The sequence below is a fragment of the Planococcus beijingensis genome, from assembly GCF_016820615.1.
Lineage (GTDB): Bacteria > Bacillota > Bacilli > Bacillales_A > Planococcaceae > Planococcus > Planococcus notacanthi.
In genome coordinates, this window is the sequence record NZ_JADHDZ010000003.1 from 310,632 (window position 1) to 327,638 (window position 17,007).

Sequence of the window (17,007 nt, forward strand, 5' to 3'; positions counted from 1 at the left end):
TCAATTCTGTCGTTCAGAGATCCCGCGGATTGATGATGGCCAGCACTTGATGATCCTGCCATTCACCGTTTATCTGGACGTTTTGCAACGCAATTCCTTCTTTGTGGAAACCTGCTTTTTCCAGAACCCGTACGGATGCATAATTTCCAGGCATGACACCCGCTTCAATCCTGTGCAGCGCCAGTTTCCGAAAAGCATAGCCTACAACCAGCTTTACCGCTTCTGTGGTGTAGCCTTTATTATTATGTTTCTGATCGAGGGCATACCCGAGAACTGCACTTTGAAGCGGCCCGCGCATCACTTGCACGAGGCTGATGGTTCCGACCAATCGATCTGTTTCATTTTCAAAGATTCCAAAGCTGTAAGCCTGGTCATCTTCTTTTTGTTCCGCATAAATTCCGATTAGTTCCTGTTGAAGCGATAGCGTATAGAAGTCTGGATAACGGGTCATGGCATATGCCTCGAAAAATCCCTTGTTTTCTATCTCAAGTTCCAGCTTTTCCGCTGCATCTGAGGGATGCAAAAACCTGACGTACACCTTTTCGCCTTTCACTGGATCACTCCTTTGCGTGACAAAGTTCCACGTGAAACACTTGGCAACCTATTCATCAGCATTTTTACGGAAGCCATAAAATGGCCGATAGCCCATTGTTTCATAGAAGCTGTGGGAGGTACTGCTGGCTAGTAATTCAAGCCGGGTTTCCGGATATAACTCGTGGACATAGCGGAGCAGTGTTTTCCCCACCCCTAATTTACGATGATGTTCGCTAACCAATAATTCACAGACATAGAGAGAGACAAAGCCATCTGTTAGTCCACGCAAACAACCAATCACTTGCCCATCAATTACCGCTACGACTGCTACTGCAGAATTGCCCCAAGCCCATTCTGTCTTCTGTTTTTTTTCCACAAGGTTGCTCCACTGCTCCTGTTTATTCAAATCATGTATGGCCGGAAAATCCTCTTCACGATATGAGCGTATTAAAAAGTCTTTTTCCGCTTTCATCGGTTGCCTTCCCGTGCGTCCGCTTTCAGCAAGCTAATTATTTCTTCATTCTGCTCCACCTGTTTTTCTGAATTGATGCGCATGATTCTAATCCATCTCAATGCGAATGCAACAATAAAAGCGGGTACTAAAATAAAGATTGCGGCGATTATATCTCCCATTCTTCTCTCCTCCAATCCGGTTAGATATTGTAGACGTATTCCAAAAACTCAGGGAATAAACTCAAACCGAAAGTAATGAAAATAACGGCACCCGTAAGCGATTCCAGCAAGGTGTACATATACTCATGTGGATTGTCTGCATGTTTTTTCTGAAATGCGGCACGGATTATCAGCTGGACTGCGCCGATGACAATCGAAATCATCAAAACATAAAGGCTGGCAGCACCGTATTCGTAGACTAACAACGGCACGGAAAACGCCGCAACCGCGGATAAGCCATTAAATATCCGGTCCCACTTTTTCTGTCCCTCGTACTCTTCATCTTTTGAAAAAAAAGGTTTTCTCTCCACCCCGAAAATTCTTCGCAAGACGGAATTCACCAAGAAAGTACTGGCTCCGACTCCCATTATAAAAAGAATCACGCGCCATCCTATGCCTTCAAAAAACACTTCAAGAACCTCCCCTTTGAGCCACAGCTCTGCCTACTGCTCTGCCCGAAAACAGGCATCCGCCGAGAAAAGTCCCTTCCAATGACCGGTAGCCATGGACACCGCCACCGCCAAATCCTGCCACTTCTCCAGCAGCATACAGACCAGGCACCGGCTCTCCGGCTTCATTCAACACTCGGGCGGATAAATCCGTCTGCAGGCCGCCCAAGGTTTTGCGGCTGACAATATTCAGGCGAACCGCAATAAGCGGCCCTTTTTTACGGTCCAGCAATTTATGCAGTGCCGCCACCCGAATCAATCGGTCTCCCCGGTAATTCCGTGCGCCGCGCATCGCTGTGATTTGCAGGTCTTTGGAAAACGGATTTTCGAGCTGGCGGTCACGCGCCTCGATCTGTTCTTTGATTCGTTCAAAATCCAATAGATCTTCCCCGGTCAAGCTGTTCATTCCTTTGACCAGTTCCTCGAGTGTATCCGCTACAATAAAATCTTCCCCTTTGTCCATAAAGGCCTGCACCGGTGCCGTCGCTCCAGCACGGACACGGGATAATACCTGTGGAATGCTTTTGCCCGTCAAATCCGGATTTTGTTCGGAACCTGATAGCGCAAATTCCTTTTCGATGATTTTCTGCGTCAAAATGAACCAGGAATAGCTATAGCCGGTCTTCTGGATGGTCTCGAGTGTTCCAAGCGTATCGAACCCTGGAAAATTCGGTGAAGGAAAACGTTCCCCTGTGGCATCGAACCACATGGAAGATGGCCCCGGCAGAATCCGGATGCCGTGTTTGCTCCAGACCGGATTCCAATTCTTGATGCCTTCGGTATAATGCCACATCCGGTCCCGGTTGACGATGCGCCCGCCCGCTTTTTCCGTAATGGCGAGCATCCTGCCATCGACATGCTCGGGTACTCCAGACAACATGGCTTCCGGCGCTTTCCCCATGCGGCTCGGCCAGTTTTTCCGGATCAAGTCATGGTTGCCTCCGATGCCGCCGCTTGTAACGACGACGGCCTTTGCTTCGCATCGGAAATTGGCGACTACTTGCCGCGAACTGGCTTCTCCCCGCTTGGCATCGCTAGGCTCCAGCAGCGACCCGACTACACCGGTCACCACTCCATCTTTGGTGAGCAATTCATCCACTTGATGTCTCGGCCGATAATCAATCAGTCCGTTTTTCATATGTTCGCGCACCCGCCGTTCAAACGGCTCAACGATTCCCGGTCCTGTTCCCCAGACGATATGGAAGCGCGGCACCGAATTGCCGTGCCCTTCCGCCAAATAACCGCCGCGTTCAGCCCAGCCAACGACTGGAAAGAATCTGACGCCCATTCCGGCGAGCCAGCTCCGCTTTTCATTTGCTGCAAACTCCACATAGGCCTCTGCCCATTTCTTGCCCCAGTAATCTTCATCCTGCTCCCGGTCGAAACCGGCTGCCCCAAGCCAGTCCTGCCAAGCTAATTCTTTTGAATCGTTGATGCCCATGCGCCGCTGTTCAGGCGAATCGATTAAAAACAGGCCGCCGAACGACCACCACGCCTGCCCGCCAAAAGACGCTTCCGGCTCCTGATCCAACAGCAATACTGTTTTGCCTGCGTCAGCGATTTCCGCTGCCGCCACAAGCCCCGCAAGGCCTGCCCCCACAATAATCGCATCAAATTCCATCCGTACATCCCCCTTGATGTTGAATGATTAAGCACTGTTGTTCCATCTTGAGGAGTAACTCCCCATAGTTTGAAGTTTATCTTTATCGTATCATGCGGGTTTGGAAAATTATAGATATTTTTAGTTGTTTTCTGATTGTTTAATTTATTTTAGGAACATATTCTGCTGAGCGTGCGTATTTTATTTTAAACGTGCGTAAATATTGCCAAGCATTCGCATTTTATTTTGAACGTGCATATAATTTGCTGAGCGTGCATAAGATTAGGCAAAAGCAATTTTCCGATTTTATTAGAATAAATAAAGAAAATATTCCCAAACATTCAACCTAAAAAACACCCGAAACCAGCTTTCTGGTCTCGGGTGCTGCGTCTCATTCCAAATGCTTCCGCTGGAAGTCTGAAATGCTTTCGTATTCTTCTGTCAGCAGGCGCGATAAACGGATATAAATCGGCAACAGTTCCCGATAAACACCGGCCGCTGCTTCATCCGGCTCATGCGTGTGCGTCTGGCCGATCATTTCGGAGACGATGCTGAAATCCTCGATTTCCCCTGTGGCGTACATGCCGAGAACGACAGCGCCGAGGCAGGAGCTTTCGAAGCTCTCCGGGATGACCACCGGCTTGCCGAACACGTCGGCAAGCAATTGGCGCCACATTTCCGAACGGGCAAAGCCGCCTGATGCCTGGATGCGCACCGGTTCCCCGGTAAGTTCTTCAACAGCCAGCAGCACCGTATACAAGTTAAAGACAATGCCTTCCAGCACAGAACGGATCATATGCTGCTTTTTATGATGGATGCTGAGCCCGAAAAACGATCCGCGGGCATTCGAGTCCCATAATGGCGCCCGTTCCCCAGTCAAATATGGATGGAACAACAAGCCGTCTGCTCCAGGATTGACGCCCTCGGCAATTTTCGTCAGCACGTCATAGGAATCGATGCCGAGGCGTTTCGCCGTTTCCACTTCGGATGAAGCGAACTCATCCCGCAGCCAGCGCAGGACGATGCCGCCATTGTTGACAGGCCCGCCGACCACCCAGTGGTTTTCAGTCAATGCGTAGCAGAAAGTCCGTCCTTTCGGATCCGTTTTCGGTTCCGAAGTCACGGTGCGGATGGCGCCGCTTGTGCCGATCGTGACAGCCAGGATACCCGGTTCGATGGCATCAACGCCCAGGTTCGCCAAGACGCCATCGCTTGCGCCAATGATAAACGGAACCTCTTCCGGAATCCCCATAAACAAGGCATGTTCCGGAGCGAGGCCGGTCAGCTGGTGCGTTGTCGGAACCGGCCGCGACAATTGCGCAGGCGCAACACCAGCCACTGCCAACGCTTCTTCATCCCAATTCAGCTGCTGGAGGTTGAAGAGCCCGGTTGCCGAAGCAATGGAATGGTCGATGACGTATTCGCCGAATAAATGGTGAAACACAAACTCTTTGATGCCAATGAATTTCGCTGCCTGCGCATATACTTCGGGCTTGTCCTCTTTCAGCCAGACCAATTTTGAGAGCGGCGACATCGCATGGATCGGTGTCCCCGTACGCAAGTAGATTTCGTGGCCGTTCAGCTGTTCCTTTATGTGCTTGGCATGCTTCGAGCTTCTTGTGTCGGCCCAGGTGATGCTTTGTGTCAGCAGATTTCCCGCCGTATCCACCGCAATCAGGCTGTGCATCGCTGAACTGAATGACACCAGTTTCAGCTGTTGCACGTCAATGCCGCTTTGGCGGATGGTTTTGCGCACAGCGGTCAATACTGCCCGAAAAATTTCTTCCGGATCTTGTTCCGCAATCAGTGGACTTGGCGTTTCCAGGGCATAAAAAACGGTATCGGCTTCTAATACAGCGCCAGCTTTATTGAACAAAACGGCTTTTGTGGAAGTGGTACCGATGTCTACTCCCAGATAATATGACTGTTCAGGCATAAGAGCCCTCCTCTATATAGCAGAAAAAGAAAAAGGAATCTTTCCTTTTTCTCTTCAGGTTTAATTTAGATAAAAAAGCTTATGATCAACACTACCACGAACCCGGTGAGACCGATAATGGTTTCCATGACGGTCCAGGATTTCAAGGTATCCTTGACGTCCATGCCGAAGTAACGGTTAACGAGCCAGAAGCCTGAGTCATTGACGTGGGATAAGACCGTTGCGCCTGAAGCAATGGCAATAACGATCAAGCCCAACGCCGGTCCGGTCATTCCGACCATTTCAAGAAGCGGTGTGATCAAACCGGCCGCAGTCACCATGGCAACCGTTGCGGAACCTTGCGCTACACGTACAGCAGTCGCAATCAAAAATGCCAGAACGATTGGCGGCAAAGCCGAATCCCCCATCATTTCACCCAATACATCGCCGACTCCAGAATCGATCAGCACTTGCTTGAAAACACCGCCTGCGCCTGTTACGAGGATGATGATCCCGGCAGGTTCAAGCGCTTTGGTGGCAATATCCTGCACTTCCTGACGCGAATAGCCGCGCTTTGTCCCGAGCAAATAGAACGTCAACATCGTCGCAATCGTCAATGCAACGAAAGGATGCCCGAGGAATGTCAGAATTTCACGCACCATATTCCCTTCATCCAGCAAAACACCGGATAAAGTATTCAATAGGATCAGAATCAGAGGAATCAGGATCAACGACGTGATCATGCCAAAGCTCGGCAACTCTTTATCGTATTCTTTTTCTTCCAACTCCATGTAATCCGGAATCACAATATGAATCTTTTTGCCGATGAAACGCCCGAATACCGGTCCAGCTAAAATCATCGCCGGAATCCCCGCAAGTACCCCGAACAGAATGACCCATCCAAGTTCTGCACCGACCAGTTCAGCAACTGCAATCGGTCCCGGAGTCGGTGGAATAAAACTGTGTGTAACCGCCAATCCTGCCAATAACGGAATCCCGTAATGCAACAGCGACTTGCCCGTTTTTCTTGCCAAACCGTAAACGATCGGCACCAAAATAATGAAACCGACATCGAAAAATACCGGAATCGCCACGATAAAGCCGGTCACACCCAACGCCCATTGCGCTTTGTCTTCACCGAATTTGCTGATCATCGTAGCAGCTAAACGTTCCGCACCACCCGACACTTCCAGCATTTTACCGAACATGGCACCCAAGCCGACCACTACCGCAACAAAGCCGAGTGTGCCGCCCATGCCGTTTTGGATGGAATTAATCACTTCGCCAAGCGGCATGCCAGCGGCTATCCCCACCAGCAAACTGACCAGCAGCAAAGCCACAAAGGCATGCAATTTAGTTCGGATGACCAAAAATAATAATAAGAATATACCTGCAAGTGCGACCATGATCAACATTGAACCTGACAAATCTTCTCCCCCTTATTATGTAGCTCCAGCCTGTTCAGCTGGATCAGAAATTATTTCCTTCACTTTTAGCCTGGCTGGCGTTCATCCCCCGGATGCGCCAGCGCATGTCTGCACAAACTACTTTGGGCAATCGCTAATTGCTGATTAAACCAAGTATTATTTCTTCTCTACTGCATGGCCGCCGAATTCATTGCGTTGTGCTGCCACGACTTTTCCTGCAAAGGTATCCTCTTCCAATGAGCGATAGCGCATCATGAGCGACAAGGTGATAACCGGTGCCGGAACATTCAAGTCAAGCGCCGTTTCTACAGTCCATTTGCCTTCACCTGAAGAATTCATGACACCTTTGATGCTTTCCAGTTTGGCGTCTTTTGAAAATGCGTTTTTCGTCATTTCCATCAAATATGAACTGATGATGGATCCGTGGTTCCAAACGTCAGCCACTTTTTCGTAATCAAAGTCGAACGGGCTTTTGTTGAGGATGTCAAACCCTTCCGCAATCGACTGCATCATGCCGTATTCAATTCCGTTATGGATCATTTTCAAGAAATGTCCGCTGCCCGCTTCGCCTGTATACAAATAGCCATCCGATACAGAAATGTCCTTCAATAACGGTTCAATGGTTTTGAACTTCTCTGCATCGCCGCCGATCATCGCACAAATCCCGTGGCGGGCTCCTTCAGTTCCTCCGCTCGTTCCGCAGTCAAAAAAGAAGAGGCCGTGCTCTTTCAAAGTCGCCGCCCGTCGCACTGTGTCTTTGTAGTTCGAATTTCCGCCATCAATGATGGTATCTCCTTCTTCAAGCAAAGGCATTAATTGTCCGATAACCGATTCGGTGATTTCGCCAGCCGGCACCATCAGCCAAAGCGTACGGGGAGCTTTCAGCTCTTTCACCATTTTTTCAATAGAAGAAGCTTGCGTGAAACCGCTTTCTTCAATTGCTGCGTAGCTGTCGTAACCGATAACTTTGTGGCCATGATCCGTTAAATTCAGTGCCAAGTTCAATCCCATTTTGCCTAACCCAATAATTCCAATTTCCATTGTGGAATCCTCCTTCAGAATAAAAGAATTTTTTTCCTTATTTCGTCCATTGTATCAAATATTTTTCCGTACGCAACATGTTAAAGTATAATAGATAAAAATACTTCCCTAGAAACGAGGCGCGGATCATGAAAGAACAGCAATTTGCGCTGGCTGCCATACGCGGTAGTTACCGCCATTTCAGTGAAAAAGAAAAAAAGATCGCCGATTATGTTTTGAACGATCCAAAAAATATCATTCATTTGACCATTAACCAGATTGCCGATGATCTGGGGCTGGCTGAATCAACCATCTTCCGCTTTTGCCAACGGATTGGTTTTAAGGGCTTCCAGGCTTTTAAGATTTCGCTCGCCGCAGAAGTTGTGGCTCCTTTAAAGGACATTCATGAAAAAATTGAAGAAGGCGACAGCATCAGTGCTGTCACTGAAAAAGTATTCCGCTCCAATATCAAAACGCTTGAGGATACCCTTCAGATTGTTGATGCAGAAGCGATGAATTCGGCAATTGAAAAATTGATGAGCGCCCGGAAAATTGATTTTTACGGAAATGGCGGTTCAGCCATGGTGGCCATGGACGGTTATCATAAATTCGTCCGCTTAGGTCTTCATGTTTCCATGAATTTGGATTCTCATATGCAGTTGATGGCCGCTTCCCAGCTCCAGTCGGACGATGTGGCGATTGTTATTTCCCATTCAGGCTCCACCACTGATGTCCTGGATGTGCTGCGGATTCTGAAAGAAAAAGGCGTCACCATCATTTGCGTCACCAATTTCGCCAAATCCCCTTTGTCCAAAGAAGCGGATATCGCCCTATACACGCTGTCAGAAGAAACCGATTTCCGTTCTGAAGCCTTGTCATCCCGCATTGCGCAATTAAGTTTGATTGATGCGCTCTATACCAATCTGATGATCGCCCGTGGCAATGAAGGCAAAAAATCCCTTCAGGATATGCGTGAAGCGATGTCGCGCAAGCGGTTATAGCCGTGAAAAAGCTCGTTCCTACTATAAAGGAACGAGCTTTTTATTTATCTACCCTTTAGGCTCCTAACACCAGTCCAAAGCAGAAAGGATTACAGTTGAAGGCTTTATCGCTCAGCTTATTTGCTATCTATTAACTTCAGTCGGATAGTCGAGCTTTGCTCTTTCTTTGTCCACTACTGCATAAACCACCAGTGCACCGATGCACAGCATGCTCACGGATCCGCAAATGATTACAAGCCGTATGAAAAAAACAGCAATGCCGCTGCCGGGTGCATCAAGTAAAGGCCAGCTACCGCCAAGGCCGATCCTCCTGTCATCTCCAGCACCAGCAGGTTCATGGCAATCAGGTAAATCCAAGCCCTGATATTCGCTATTCCAATGGCCATCAGCATAATCACTGGCGCTCTCCAGTTTTTCATCCTTCATTCCCCGCTCCCCTTTTTATTTGGAAAATAAAAAAATCCCACCTCCAAGACCATTGTCTTGGAGGCGAGAATCGGTTTCGCGGTGCCACTCCAGTTGTTTCGACATGTCACCATATCGAACTCATCAAGTACGGCAGAGGTACCTGCGTATACTTCAGCTCGATAACAGGAGCTCCTGTCACACCATCCCCTTAGTCCGGTTCCGATGTGCTGCTCAGAGTTTTGCTTCAATCAGCCATACCTGTTCCTTTTCAGCTGCCGGAACTCTCTGGAAAGAATGGATTGATCTACTCTTCTCTTCAACGCATTTTGTTTTTTATATCCTAGCATTCTCCCCAATGATTGTACATATTTTTTAGTGTTTATTCGTTCAAAATGCCTTCCTGCAACACTGCAGACTTGTCTCCATAGACTTTCGTGAGGTGCATATCCCCCCAAGAACAAAGGGAATTTAGGATACCTTCCAGACTGATGCCGTATTCACTGAGCTCATACTCCACTTTTGGCGGGACCTGGTTATAGACAATGCGGTTGATGACACCGTCTGCTTCCAATTCGCGCAATTGCTGGGTCAGCATTTTTTGGGTGATGTCAGGCATGAGCCGTTTTAATTCACTGGTCCGCTTTTTGCCGCGCATCAAATGGCAAAGAATGACGGTTTTCCACTTCCCGCCGATGACCTCCAGTGTCGCTTCTACGGATATATTGTATTTCTTGTCCAACGGCCTTCTCCCCTTTCTATAGGTACTAAAAAGTACCTACAGCACTTTAAAGTGCGTACTTCCCTTAATTTACTCCATAACACATACTAACATTTATCGATTGGAATTGATCGATAGAAAAACTAGTTGGAGGAGAAAAATATGTCTCTAGATAAAAAAAGAAGCAACTTAGCCTTATTGGCGCTGGCACTCAGCGCCTTTGCCATCGGCACCACCGAATTCATCAGTGTCGGCCTGTTGCCGATGATCGCGGAGGATTTAACCATCAGTGTAACGACAGCCGGACTGACGGTATCTCTGTATGCCTTAGGCGTAATGTTCGGTGCTCCTGTCTTGACTTCAGTTACTGCCAATATGTCCAGAAAATCCTTGCTGCTATGGATTATGGTGGTCTTTATCATCGGCAATGTACTTGCAGCGACTGCCACTACCGTAAGCGTATTATTGATAGCAAGGGTAGTTTCAGCTCTTGCCCATGGGGTATTTATGGCTATCGGTGCTACTATCGCCGCAGATTTAGTTCCTGATAACAAGCGGGCCAGTGCTATTGCGATTATGTTTACGGGTTTGACTGTTGCTACTGTCACCGGTGTTCCTTTTGGTACATTTCTTGGGCAGCAATTTGGCTGGCGTGCTGCTTTTATGGCCATTGTCGTTATCGGCATCATTGCATTTATCGGAAACAGTATATGGATTCCTTCTGACTTAAAAAAAGCTGTCCGTACTTCTTTCCGGGATCAAGTCAAACTGGTGACGAACGGCAGGCTGTTGCTGGTTTTCAGCATTACAGCCCTTGGTTATGGAGGAACTTTTGTAGTATTCACTTATCTGTCGCCATTATTGCAGGAAGTGACCGGATTTCAGGCGGGAACTGTCACTCTCATATTAGTGGCCTACGGCATTGCCATAGCCGTCGGCAATACGATTGGCGGAAAGCTGGCCAATCAGAACCCGATCAAAGCCCTGTTTTATATGTTTCTGATCCAATCCATTATTTTGCTGGTCCTGGCTTTCACTGCTCCATTCAAAACCGCAGGGTTGATTACCATCATCATCATGGGCCTCTTCGCCTTCATGAATGTTCCGGGCCTTCAAGTGTATGCAGTGATGTTGGCGGAACGGTATGTACCGAGTGCCGTAGATGTTGCATCAGCCATCAACATATCAGCATTTAACGCAGGAATTGCCATCGGTGCATTTGTTGGTGGAGCTGTCGCCGATTCAATAGGGCTTATCCATACTTCGTGGATTGGCGCCCTCATGGTGTTCGGTGCGGTCTTATTGAGCGGCTGGAGCCGGCATCTTGAAAACAAAGAAACCAGCAGCAAAACAATTTTACGAAATTTACATGAAACATCAATCAACTAATTTTATGGAGGATGAGAATAATGAAAACCTTACAAGACACCACCACTTTGCACAACGGGGTTAAAATGCCATGGTTCGGTCTGGGTGTATTCAAAGTCAGCGAAGGAGGGGAAGTTATCGATGCAGTCCGAACCGCGATCATCAATGGCTACCGCAGCATCGATACAGCTGCCGCTTATGGCAATGAAGAAGGCGTTGGGCAAGGCATCCGTGAAGGATTGGCGGAAGCCGGCATCACCAGAGAAGAACTTTTTGTCACTTCAAAAGTATGGAATTCCGATCTTGGCTACGAGTCGACCCTTGCCGCCTATGAAACCAGCCTGAAAAATCTGGGCTTGGATTACCTAGATCTGTATTTGATCCATTGGCCAGTTGAAGGAAAATACAAAGAAGCATGGCGCGCACTTGAAACCTTGTATAAGAAAGACCGTGTTAAAGCGATCGGCGTCAGCAATTTTCATATCCATCATTTAGAGGAATTGCTGAAAGATGCGGAAATCACCCCGATGGTTGATCAAGTGGAGTACCACCCTTTCCTGACACAAGCGGAATTGCATAAATTCTGCAAAGCTCATGACATTCAACTGGAAGCCTGGTCCCCATTGATGCAGGGCAAGCTGCTGGATCATCCGGTGCTCGTGGAGATCGCTGCGAAAACTGAAAAAACAGTCGCACAGGTGATTCTGCGCTGGGATCTGCAGAACGGTGTCGTGACCATTCCCAAATCCATCAAAGAAGCCCGAATCATTCAAAACTCACAGGTCTTTGATTTTGAACTGACAGACGAAGACATGGAACGGATTTCGGCATTGAATGAAAACAAGCGTGTCGGACCGGATCCGGACAACTTCAATTTTTAACCTCAAGCAGGCAGCCCTCCATCAAGGCTGCCTGCTTTTACTGCTGCTTCAATAAATCACAAAACAGATTGAAAAAGCCGCCTTGAACCTGCAACGATTTTATCGAAAGGCTAAGCAGGTGTTTTGACACTCCTCCTTTCTCTGTTATAAGTTAATGAAGTAAATTCCGATAGATTTTATAAGAATTATTATTTCTTGAAAAAGGAGAGAGAAAATGAAAACTTTCTGGAAACGGTATCTCGATGCCTCATTAATTTTAAAAATCACGATTGCACTCATTCTCGGCATCGCTGTCGGCCTTATTTTTGGAGAGCAGGCTGCTGTGTTAGCGCCTTTCGGTGACTTATTGCTGAATCTGTTGACCTTCCTGATTATTCCTTTGATTCTTTTTACCATGATGGTCGGAATCAACCAATCCTCGATTGGGGATCTCGGACGTATGGGCGGTAAAGTATTCATTTACTACACCCTCAGTTCCGCCTTCGCCATTCTTGTCGGTTTGGCCGTCGCCAGCTTCTTTCAGCCCGGAACCGGCATGCAGCTGCAGGGCAATGAAACTTTCGATGTCCCGGAAAACCCAGGGATTGTCAGTGTTCTGTTGAACATCGTCCCTTCCAACATCTTCACCGCTTTTACGGAACTTAATCTGCTCGGCATCATTTTCACTGCTTTCGCTTTTGGCATCGCGTTGTCCTATATGCGTCAATCCAGTGAATTTGAAAGCCTCGGCGACCATTTGTATAAAACCGTCACTGCATTGAATGAACTGACCTTGCTGGTTTTAAAGGCAGTTCTCCAGTATGTGCCGATTGGAATTTTCGCCATCATGGCAGAGACTGTCGGAAACCAGGGCTTCGATACACTATTGTCCCTTGGCGAAATGGTGCTCGTCCTCTACGTTGCCTTGATCGTCCAGATTTTGTTGTATACCTTGGTTCTGGTACTGTTCAAAGTCAAACCGGGCCAATTTTTCAAGCAGGCGCGCACACCGATGCTGACTGCCTTTGTGACGCAGAGCAGCTCGGGCACCTTGCCGCTGACGTTGACTGCCGCTAAAAACCTTGGGCTGTCCAAGAGCTTGTACGGCTTCAGCCTGCCGCTCGGCGCAACCATCAATATGGACGGAGCCGCCATCCGCATTGCCGTTTCAGCCGTCTTCGCCGCAAACCTCGTCGGAGATCCATTAAGCCTGTCCGAAATGCTGATGGTGGTATTGGTCGGAACGTTAGCTTCCATCGGTACGGCTGGCGTTCCGGGTGCCGGAATTGTCATGATTGCGACGGTATTCGTCCAACTGGGATTGCCGATGGAAGCTGTGGCATTGCTGACCGCCATCGATGCATTGGTTGGAATGGGCTGTACAGCATTGAATGTAACCGGTGATTTGGTAGGAACCACTGTGATCGACCAAAACGAAAAGAAACGAAAAACTGCATGACTCCGAAAAAGGCTGCCCTTCCGGCAGCCTTTTTTGAGGTTCATGTATTCTTTCAACTTGTTCTGACAAACGCATTTCGTTATTCTGTTAAGTAAGATACCAAAGGAGATGGCTTTATTGACGACAATTGGTTTGGTACGGCATGGCATCACGGATTGGAACATACAAGGCATCGCGCAAGGGTCAGCGGATATTCCGTTGAATGAAACCGGCAGACAGCAAGCCGAGGCGCTTGCAGAACGGCTGTCGAGAGAAGAGGATTGGGATTTGATCATCTCCAGTGATTTGTCCCGCGCCAAAGAGACAGCGGAAATCATCGGCAAAAAGCTTCATTTTCCGGTCAGCCATTTTGACACGCGGCTTCGTGAACGAAGCGGCGGAAAAATTGAAGGCACAACGGAAAAAGAACGTCTGGAAAAATGGGGAGCCGATTGGCGCGAACTTGATTTGGCAATGGAAAGCCGAGAAGAGGCAGCCGATCGCGGACTGGCATGCATTGAAGATATACTGGAAAATTTCAGCGGACAGCGTGTACTAATTGTCAGCCACGGAGCGTTGATCGGCTTGACGTTAAAAAAACTTATGCCGGAGAAGTTCCAGGAAACTGCCATGGACAATACGTCCATCACGATTTTAAAAAATGCCGAAAGCCAGTGGAATTGCTCATTATATAATTGCACCGTCCATTTGCAGAAAAGCGAAAGTTATTGATTACTGGCATAAGCTGCCGCTTCGTCTATATTCACTTTCCAGGAAACCACTGTCGTGCTGTCGCGGACGTGGTTTTTTTGAATTTTGGCTAGTAAGCCAGCGACGCCCGCTGCGGTATCGGTATCTTTGCACTCCTGCCAGATACTTTCGGGTTCAGCAAATATCCCCCCTGGGCACTCCACCAGACCATCTGTCGTCAGCAAGATCTGGTTTTCGCCTTGCCGCAACTCCCTGGTTCCGCTGCTGTAGCATGGAGCTTCTTGCGCAAAGGTATTCACTTGGCCGACCCATTCATAGAAGTGGCGCTGATTTAGTTGGTATTGCCCAAAAGCGGCCAGTTCGGGATGAAAAAGGTATAACAGGCAATCGCCGACAGAAAACCAGTAGAGGTACTTCCCTTTCCTGACTACTATCAAACAAGCTGTTTCGCCTTGCACCTGCCGGCAATCTTCTTTAAAGCTATCCTCCTGAAACAACTGCAACAGAACGTTTTCAATACCCTTGAACAAGCTAACACTGACCTTACCCGACAGTAGAGAAGCGATTTGTTTTTTATGATTTTCAACTTGACTGATGACTAATTCGGCACTTTGGGCAGAATTATGCGCATCCAGAACCATCACGAACTCCCAGTCTTCTTTATCTTCCAACCAAATCAGACAGCCGTCTTCATTTTTAGACTGGCCGGCAGCCGAGTTTCCACCGAATCGGCCAAGTACCATATGTCCCAAAGGCAGTATGTCCATTTGGTCGATATATGTATGCTCACTGCCAATCCAACTGAACTGCTTTCTTTGTTTCACCATGTCATAACCCCATTCCCCAATATTCTTTCAATTATAATCAACATTAATCAAATTGAGTAGAGAAAGAAGATGGACACTGCCAGTACACACATCCATCTGGAGAATGTGATAAAATTTATATCAGTGAAAAACAAAACACAATCTGAAAAGGAGAGGTTCTTAATGTATGTAGTAACCAACCGCATTAAAATGAAAAAAGGATTTGCAGAAAAGATGGCTCCTAACTTCACTCGTCCAGGTGCTTTGCAGGAAATGGAAGGCTTCGTTAAAGTTGAAGCGACCATCACTCAGAACTTGGAAGAACACGATGAATTGAACGTCAATATGTATTGGGAGAACCTGGAGAGCTTTGAAGCTTGGAAATCAAGTGATGCTTTCAAACAATCCCATAAGCGTCCGGAAGAAAACTCCAATGAACCACCAAAAGAATCTCCAATGCTTGGCAGTGAATTGGTCATCGCTAAAGTGGCTTCTACTATCGAAGCTACACCCAAAAAACAAGCATAAAAAATGAACTGCTTTAAACTTTAATGTAAAAACAGGCACTTTCCCCGTTATCGGGAAAGTGCCTGTTTTGATGTTCACTTTTAAAATGAGATGGTGTTCAATTGATCTTTTTTTATTCGACCGAGACGCCTTCGGCTTTTTCCCAGCTGTTCTTTTGTTGTCTGCCAATCAGCAGATGGTATAAAACCACGCTGGCAGCAAGCATGGCCGCTATCAATAAATACATTCCCCTAAATCCGACAAGCGGCGTGATGAACCCGAGTGCAAACGGTCCAAAACCGATGCCGATGTCCACAAAAATATAGAAAGTGGAGGTTGCCAGCCCCATTCGATGTGCGGGCGATAGCTTAATCGCCAAGGCTTGAGAACTGGACTGCAATGTACCGTATCCAAGACCAATAAATACGCCTGCAAGGAGCAGAATAATCCCGCTATGTGCTTGGCTCAATAGTACCATGCCAATGGCATAAGCGATGATTGCCGGATACATCACAATATTGACGCCTTTAACGTCAAATAAGCGGCCCGTAAACGGTCTGGACAGGATTACCACCACAGCGTAGACGATAAAGAATAGGCTTGCGGCTTCGACAAGATCTATTTCCTTGGCATAAAAGGTCAGATAGGAGAGTACACTTGAATAGCCCAAGGCCATGACAAAACTGATGATTGAAATCGGGACAGCTTTTGGTTCCAGAAAATTGGACAATTTAAGTCCTTTCATTTCTTTCATTTGTTCAGCGGTCAATACAAGACGCGGAATATTCATGAACAATGCAGCAAGCAAAGTGACAAGCGCCAATACACTACAAATAATGAAATTGGCTTCTGCCGATATACGGTCCGTGATCAATAGACCGATAAACGGTCCGATCGCAGAGGCGATGATGATGCTGACGCCGTAATACCCCGTCCCTTCCCCACGTCTGGAATTGGGAATCAGGCTAGCGGCTATCGTGCCTGTAGCTGTAGAAGCCAGCGCAAAGGCGATGCCGTGGAAGAGGCGGATAAACAAGAGCACGGCCAAACTGTTGATGATGAAATACAATAGCGTCAGTACGAGAAACGCAGCCAAGCCGATAAACAACAGTTTTTTTCTTCCTATCCGTTCAATAGCTGATCCTCCGAACAGCCGGCCCATCAATGCACCGACCACAAAAATACTGGAAGCCAAACCGGCCATACTGGTGGAGGCATTAAACTCCCCTTTTGCATAAACCGGAATGATGACTACCAATAAATAAAAACTTAAAAACAATAAGAAGTTCACGCCAAAAACAAGCAGAAAATCTTTTGTCCATAATGGTTCTTTTTTCTGTTCCATTTTCTTACTCACCTGTCTCCATATGATTTTTAGACAATTGCTATCCATTCCAGAAGCAAACTAGTTACCCAAGATAACTAATTATTATACAGGGTTTTCAACAAAAGTACAGAAGCCTTCACTTTCTTTATGATTTAAAACGTTGTTTCAGTCTCTATCTTTTGATATGGTTACCCTTGATAACAAACGTCATCAACATTATAAAGAGGTGTTTTTCATTAAAGCTTT

Annotated in this window: 17 protein-coding genes, 1 pseudogene and 1 other annotated feature; of the genes and pseudogenes, 6 read left to right on the forward strand and 12 right to left on the reverse strand. The window is 47.3% G+C overall.

What is annotated here, in order from left to right; translation table 11 throughout:
• Positions 1 to 13: 13 nt before the first annotated feature.
• From IRE19_RS10210 to gnd, 8 genes are all read right to left on the reverse strand, one after another.
• The gene (locus IRE19_RS10210) at positions 14 to 553 is read right to left on the reverse strand and encodes a GNAT family N-acetyltransferase (protein WP_203340302.1); all 540 of its coding nucleotides are present in this window, start codon (positions 551 to 553) and stop codon (positions 14 to 16) included.
• Positions 554 to 601: 48 nt separating this feature from the next.
• Positions 602 to 1,006, reverse strand: coding sequence for a GNAT family N-acetyltransferase (locus tag IRE19_RS10215; protein WP_203340303.1), 405 nt, complete (start codon positions 1,004 to 1,006; stop codon positions 602 to 604).
• The gene (locus IRE19_RS10220; RefSeq protein ID WP_203340304.1) at positions 1,003 to 1,167 is read right to left on the reverse strand and encodes a hypothetical protein; all 165 of its coding nucleotides are present in this window, start codon (positions 1,165 to 1,167) and stop codon (positions 1,003 to 1,005) included. Before IRE19_RS10220 ends, IRE19_RS10215 begins: the two co-directional genes overlap by 4 nt.
• Positions 1,168 to 1,187: 20 nt before the next feature.
• Complete coding sequence (locus IRE19_RS10225; protein ID WP_203340305.1) at positions 1,188 to 1,616, reverse strand: DUF4181 domain-containing protein; 429 nt, start codon at positions 1,614 to 1,616, stop codon at positions 1,188 to 1,190.
• A gap of 1 nt (position 1,617) precedes the next feature.
• A complete protein-coding gene (locus IRE19_RS10230; RefSeq protein WP_203340306.1) occupies positions 1,618 to 3,276 on the reverse strand; it encodes an FAD-binding dehydrogenase in 1,659 nt (552 codons plus the stop codon).
• Between the two features lie 370 nt (positions 3,277 to 3,646).
• A complete protein-coding gene (gene gntK / locus IRE19_RS10235) occupies positions 3,647 to 5,191 on the reverse strand; it encodes a gluconokinase (RefSeq protein ID WP_203340307.1) in 1,545 nt (514 codons plus the stop codon).
• 65 nt (positions 5,192 to 5,256) lie between these two features.
• Positions 5,257 to 6,597, reverse strand: a complete 1,341-nt coding sequence (locus IRE19_RS10240; RefSeq protein WP_203340308.1) for a GntT/GntP/DsdX family permease — start codon at positions 6,595 to 6,597, stop codon at positions 5,257 to 5,259.
• Between the two features lie 156 nt (positions 6,598 to 6,753).
• The gene (gene gnd / locus IRE19_RS10245) at positions 6,754 to 7,638 is read right to left on the reverse strand and encodes a phosphogluconate dehydrogenase (NAD(+)-dependent, decarboxylating) (protein ID WP_203340309.1); all 885 of its coding nucleotides are present in this window, start codon (positions 7,636 to 7,638) and stop codon (positions 6,754 to 6,756) included.
• 128 nt (positions 7,639 to 7,766) lie between these two features.
• On the opposite strand from gnd, the gene IRE19_RS10250 reads away from it, so the two are divergent.
• Positions 7,767 to 8,618 carry a MurR/RpiR family transcriptional regulator gene (locus IRE19_RS10250; RefSeq protein ID WP_191714633.1) on the forward strand — a complete coding sequence of 284 codons (852 nt, stop codon included), beginning with the start codon at positions 7,767 to 7,769 and terminating at the stop codon, positions 8,616 to 8,618.
• Positions 8,619 to 8,872: 254 nt separating this feature from the next.
• Here IRE19_RS10250 and IRE19_RS10255 read toward each other — a convergent pair.
• Positions 8,873 to 9,037: pseudogene (locus IRE19_RS10255) on the reverse strand (MFS transporter); the annotation flags it as partial.
• Between the two features lie 63 nt (positions 9,038 to 9,100).
• Positions 9,101 to 9,355 (reverse strand) — a binding site (T-box leader).
• Between the two features lie 50 nt (positions 9,356 to 9,405).
• A complete protein-coding gene (locus IRE19_RS10260; protein WP_191714631.1) occupies positions 9,406 to 9,765 on the reverse strand; it encodes a winged helix-turn-helix transcriptional regulator in 360 nt (119 codons plus the stop codon).
• Between the two features lie 141 nt (positions 9,766 to 9,906).
• On the opposite strand from IRE19_RS10260, the gene IRE19_RS10265 reads away from it, so the two are divergent.
• The 4 genes from IRE19_RS10265 (at position 9,907) to IRE19_RS10280 (ending at position 14,142) form a co-directional block, all read left to right on the forward strand.
• Complete coding sequence (locus IRE19_RS10265; RefSeq protein ID WP_203340311.1) at positions 9,907 to 11,133, forward strand: MFS transporter; 1,227 nt, start codon at positions 9,907 to 9,909, stop codon at positions 11,131 to 11,133.
• 17 nt (positions 11,134 to 11,150) lie between these two features.
• Positions 11,151 to 11,993: an aldo/keto reductase gene (locus IRE19_RS10270; protein WP_203340411.1), complete on the forward strand. Its 843-nt coding sequence runs from the start codon at positions 11,151 to 11,153 to the stop codon at positions 11,991 to 11,993.
• Positions 11,994 to 12,207: 214 nt separating this feature from the next.
• A complete protein-coding gene (locus tag IRE19_RS10275) occupies positions 12,208 to 13,431 on the forward strand; it encodes a dicarboxylate/amino acid:cation symporter (RefSeq protein ID WP_203340312.1) in 1,224 nt (407 codons plus the stop codon).
• Between the two features lie 117 nt (positions 13,432 to 13,548).
• A complete protein-coding gene (locus IRE19_RS10280; protein WP_203340313.1) occupies positions 13,549 to 14,142 on the forward strand; it encodes a histidine phosphatase family protein in 594 nt (197 codons plus the stop codon).
• Here IRE19_RS10280 and IRE19_RS10285 read toward each other — a convergent pair.
• On the reverse strand, positions 14,136 to 14,948 hold the full coding sequence (locus IRE19_RS10285; RefSeq protein ID WP_203340314.1) for a protein phosphatase 2C domain-containing protein: 813 nt from the start codon (positions 14,946 to 14,948) through the stop codon (positions 14,136 to 14,138). The two genes, IRE19_RS10280 and IRE19_RS10285, sit on opposite strands and share 7 nt — an antisense overlap.
• Positions 14,949 to 15,110: 162 nt before the next feature.
• Between IRE19_RS10285 and IRE19_RS10290 the strand changes: the two genes are divergently transcribed.
• Positions 15,111 to 15,455 (forward strand): heme oxygenase, encoded by a 345-nt coding sequence (locus tag IRE19_RS10290; protein WP_191714627.1) that lies wholly within the window; start codon positions 15,111 to 15,113, stop codon positions 15,453 to 15,455.
• Positions 15,456 to 15,567: 112 nt separating this feature from the next.
• Here IRE19_RS10290 and IRE19_RS10295 read toward each other — a convergent pair whose 3' ends face one another.
• Positions 15,568 to 16,779 (reverse strand): MFS transporter, encoded by a 1,212-nt coding sequence (locus IRE19_RS10295; protein WP_203340315.1) that lies wholly within the window; start codon positions 16,777 to 16,779, stop codon positions 15,568 to 15,570.
• Positions 16,780 to 17,007 lie beyond the last annotated feature (228 nt).